1 protein-coding gene is annotated in these 5,326 nt (G+C 64.7%); it reads left to right on the top strand.

Going from position 1 to position 5,326, the window contains the following annotated elements:
- Window positions 1-1,121: 1,121 nt before the first annotated feature.
- On the top strand, window positions 1,122-5,326 hold a 4,205-nt coding region (locus OCK01_RS26295), incomplete at its 3' end, for a beta strand repeat-containing protein (protein WP_263826544.1).

The following is a 5,326-nucleotide window of genomic DNA, read 5'->3' as shown; positions in this document are numbered from 1 at the left end:
CGCGCCGCCCCGAAACGGGCGGCGCGTTCGCGTTGTGGCGGGGCCCGGACGGGCGGGCGAGGATGGGGCGGCCTTCGCCCGCCACGACGCGGCCAGACGGCGCCGGGCCTATTGCCCGCCGCCGCACTCCTATATTCAAGTTCTTCAATATATTTTATTTTAGCTACAAACAATACAACGCATCTATCCCTATAATATAAAAATCTAAAATTATGAATTCCCGCCACATGCATGAGATATGCTTAGCCAAACGAAATCGTCACCAGAAATGATCAGGAGAAGTGCGATTTCTGGATGTTTCCGGAAAGGAATCCTTAAGGGCAGCGGCTTTTTATAGAAACTACATTATTGACCAGGGAGTATTTTTCGGACGGAAACGCCCATCACTTTATTTCTTTGAGGCCGCGGCGAGACGCCGGGTTTCGCCGCCCCGCCAGGGCCGCTCCAGGGCGCGGCTTGGGCTGGTCGAAATCCGCGATATGGCGACGGGACGGCGCGTTGGGCGCGAGAGTGTCCCGACTTCCGACGATGAAGGTCGGAGCCGCCGGTCGCGATCGACGATCAACGACGGCGCTTTCATCCTCTAACCGCCGCCACGGCCGCATACAGATCCAACATATCCGACCTATCCAATGTCACGCCTCAGGATGTGCGCTCCGCAACACCGGAGTCCGCCTGAAAAGCTTGTTAAATTCAGGGGCAGAATCATGTCGTCTTCCTATTACCAAACCGTTCCGCAAACCATAACCACGCCGGATCTCTCCATATTTGATATCGCCGACACCACGTTCAGCCTCGGGACGGAAACAATTGGAAACTTTAGATTACTCTATAACGGCTTCTTCTTTCAACCTGGTTACAATAATACAAATATAGGGACATTTTTTATCAGTGGAACAAATCAAGACCCAATTAATATTACGACATATTCAGTTGGAGATTATTCATACGCGGTTTATACCGTTAAAAACTATTCAACATCATATTTCTTCATTGCTGAGTCATCGGATAATATAACTTACACCCTCTTAAAGACACACACCATAGCCACGACAAATACGTTAAGCGGGATTTATCTCGACTCGGAAACCGGCGACATACTCGTCAAGCATTCGGGCGTCGTGGGCGACACTTACGACCTCATCGATTCCGGCTACTATCCGAACACCGCGCCGACATTGGCGATAAGCCCCGAGACCTCCACCAGCGCCGACACCGGCCTCACCGTCGCGATCGCCGATCTCGGTTCGGACGCCGACGGCGACGATATCAGCCTGGGCAATCTCACCGTCACCAGCGGCGACGCGATCGTCTTCACCGACGCCGACGGCGCTCTGGTGGTCATCCCCACCGGCTTGCTCGCCGAGGGCGACACCGACACGGTGACCATCGGCTATTCGCTCAATGACGGCACAGACCTTACCTCCGGCGGCGCGCTCACCGTCACGGTCACCGGCACGGGCTCCAGCACTCTCCACCTGACGCTGTCTCAGGCAAAAGGCGCCTATGCGGCCAATTATACGACGCTCTCATCGCTCGGCGACGCCTTCACATCGATCACCATCCACGCCACCGGAACGGAAATCGCCGCGCTGAGCGACACCGACCTCGCCCAGTTCAAGGATCTCGGCGTCACCCTGCTCGACGCCTCCGACGATGCGATCAGCCTCACGCTCGCCCAGCTCACCGCAATGAACACCGCCGGCATCGGCCTGAGCGCGGCCGACGCCGTCACCCTGTCGGCGACCGCCACCGATATCTCGGCGCTCGACGCCGACGATGCGGCCATGATCGCCGCCATGGGCGCGAATACGATCACCGTCTCCAGCGGCGGCGCCGGCGGCGGCGGCGACGTCGTCCTCGACGCGTCCGTGGCCGTATCGCTGGCCGACGTCTCCGGCCTGGCCATCACCGGCGCCTCGTCGGTGACGATCACCGGCGACGGCGACACGATCGCGAACGTCTACGGCGACGACATCCAGGCGCTGGCGACGCTGGGCGTCACCGCGATCGACGTCTCCGACAACGCCGTCGCAATCGACATTGCCGAAGCCGAGGCTTACGTCTCGGCCGGCATCGCCTTTGCAGCCGACGACACGGTCGCGGTCTCCCTGTGGAGCACGGACCTCGCCAGCTTCGGCACACAAAAATTCAACGAATTTAAGGACTTGGGAGTCGATATCCTCAATGTGAGCGGCAATAGAGCCACCGTGTCGCTCGCTTTTGCGCAAGCCCTGGCCGCCCGCAACATCGGCTTCTCGTCCGAAGACGCGATCACGATCACCCTGTCGGCCTCCGAACTCGCCGCGCTCGACGCCGACGATATCGACGATCTCGACGATCTCGGCGCCGATGTCCTCGACCTCAGCGACAATGCCGGATCGGTGACGCTCGCCCAGGCCGTCCTCCTGTCCGCCGCCGGCATCGCCTTCGCCGCCGAAGATACGATCACGCTCGCCGACACCGGCGCGAACCTGGCTGGCCTGACCAGCGTCGGGATCAGCGACCTGAAACTGCTCGGCGTCTCCGTGATCGACGCCTCCGACAACGCCGTCGACCTGTCGTTCGCCCAGCTTGCGGATCTCAAATCGGTCTTGATCGGCCTGACCTATTCCGACGCCGTCACCCTGTCCGACACGGCGGCCAATCTGTCGGCGCTCGACACAGACGACGCCGCCACGATCGCCGCCATGGGCGTCGATGCGATCACCGTCTCCGACAGCGGCGCGGTCAGCCTCGATGCGGCCGCAGCCCTGGCGCTGTCGGCGGTCTCCGGTCTCGCCGTTTCCGGGGCCATGTCGGTCACCGTGACCGGAACCGGCGCCACGATCGCCGCTTTCGACGCCGACGACATGACCGCGCTCGGCGCGCTCGGCGTCACCGTGATCGACGCCACGGACGACGCGGCGACGCTGACGCTCGACCAGGCCCAGGCCATAGCGGACGCCGGCATCGTCTTCGACGACGGCGACGTCGTCACCGTCGCCCTGTCGACCGCCGAACTGGCCGCGCTCGGCGCCACCGATCTCGACGCCCTCGACGCCGTCGGCGTCGACGTCCTCGACATGACCGGCAATGTCGCCACGCTGACGCTGGCCCAGGCCGCCGCGCTGACCGCTGCCGGCATCGCCTTCGCCAGCGACGACGTCGTAACGATCGGCGACACCGGCGCAAACCTGGCCGGACTGGACAGCGCGACGATCGCCGATCTCGCCACTCTCGGCGTCACGACGCTCGACGCCACCGACAACGCCGTCGCCCTGTCGCTCGCCCAGCTGAGCGCCTTGAAGACCGCCGGCATCGGCCTCACCCCATCCGACGTCGTGAGCCTGACCATCAGCGCCGCCGACATGTCCAATCTCGGCAGCGACGACGCGACCCTGATCGCCGACTTCGGCGTCGACACGATCGCGCTGTCGGACACCGGCGTCGTGATCCTGAACGCCGCCGTCGCGGCCCAGCTGCTGACCATCGCCGACCTTTCCGTCACCGGCCAGGGCTCCATGGCGATCGCCGGAACCAGCGCCGAGATCGCCGCCTTCGATATCACCGACATCAACCGGCTCGCCGAATTCGGCGTCTCCAGGATGAATGTCAGCGAAGACGCGGTGACGCTGACATTCGCCCAGTCCGCAGCCTATGCCAGCAACGAGATCGGCTTCTCCAGCGGCGATACCGTGACGATCGCCCTGACCGCCACAGAGGTGACCAGCCTCGACACAGATACGATCGACGATGTCGGCGCGTGGGGCGCGGATGTCTTCGACCTGGTCGGCGACGCCGCCACGCTGACGCTCGCCCAGGCCAAGGCGGTCGCGGACGCCGGCATCGTCTTCGACGACGGCGACGTCGTCACCGTCGCCCTGTCGACCACCGAACTGGCCGCGCTCGGCGCCACCGATCTCGACGCCCTCGACGCCATCGGCGTCGACGTCCTCGACATGACCGGCAATGTCGCCACGCTGACGCTGGCCCAGGCCGCCGCGCTGACCGCGAGCGGCATCGCCTTCGCCAGCGACGACGTCGTAACGATCGGCGACACCGGCGCAAACCTCGCCGGACTGGACAGCGCGTCGATCGCCGATCTCGCCACTCTCGGCGTCACGACGCTCGACGCCTCCGACAACGCCGTCGCCCTGTCGCTCGCCCAGCTGAGCGCCTTGAAGACCGCCGGCATCGGCCTCACCCCTTCCGACGTCGTGAGCCTGACCATCAGCGCCGCCGATCTGTCCAATCTCGGCAGCGACGACGCGACCCTGATCGCCGACTTCGGCGTCGACACGATCGCGCTGTCGGACACCGGCGTCGTGATCCTGAACGCCGCCGTCGCGGCCCAGCTGCTGACCATCGCCGACCTTTCCGTCACCGGCCAGGGCTCCATGGCGATCGCCGGAACCAGCGCCGAGATCGCCGCCTTCGATATCACCGACATCAACCGGCTCGCCGAATTCGGCGTCTCCAGGATGAATGTCAGCGAAGACGCGGTGACGCTGACATTCGCCCAGTCCGCAGCCTATGCCAGCAACGAGATCGGCTTCTCCAGCGGCGATACCGTGACGATCGCCCTGACCGCCACAGAGGTGACCAGCCTCGACACAGATACGATCGACGATGTCGGCGCGTGGGGCGCGGACGCCTTCGACGTGATCGGCGACGCGGCGACGCTGACGCTCGCCCAGGCCCAGGCCGTAGCGGAAGCCGGCATCGTCTTCGACGACGGCGACGTCGTCACCGTCGCCCTGTCGACCACCGAACTGGCCGCGCTCGGCGCCACCGATCTCGACGCCCTCGACGCCGTCGGCGTCGACGTCCTCGACATGACCGGCAATGCCGCCACGCTGACGCTGGCCCAGGCCGCCGCGCTGACCGCTGCCGGCATCGCCTTCGCCGGCGACGATACGATTACGATCGCCGACACCGGGGCCCATCTGGCCGGCCTGGACAGCGCGACGATCGCCGATCTCGCCGCTCTCGGCGTCACGACGCTCGACGCCACCGACAACACCGTCGGCCTGTCGCTCGCCCAGCTGAGCGCCTTGAAGACCGCCGGCATCGGCCTCACCCCTTCCGACGTCGTGAGCCTGACGATCAGCGCCGCCGACATGTCCAATCTCGGCAGCGACGACGTGACCCTGATCGCCGACTTCGGCGTCGACAAGATCGCGCTGTCGGACACCGGCGGCGTCGCCCTGCCCGCCGGCGTCGCAGCCCAGTTGCTGACCATCGCCGACCTCTCCGTCACCGGCCTAGGCTCGATGACCGTCGTCGGAAACGCCGCCCTGATCGGCGGCTTCAGCGCCGCCGACATCGCCGGGCTCGCCGGGCT

This window comes from Rhizobium sp. TRM95796 (assembly GCF_025779995.1).
Taxonomy (GTDB): domain Bacteria; phylum Pseudomonadota; class Alphaproteobacteria; order Rhizobiales; family Rhizobiaceae; genus Rhizobium_E.
Note: the sequence above shows the minus strand (reverse complement) of the source record. Positions and strands in the feature narration are given on the sequence as shown.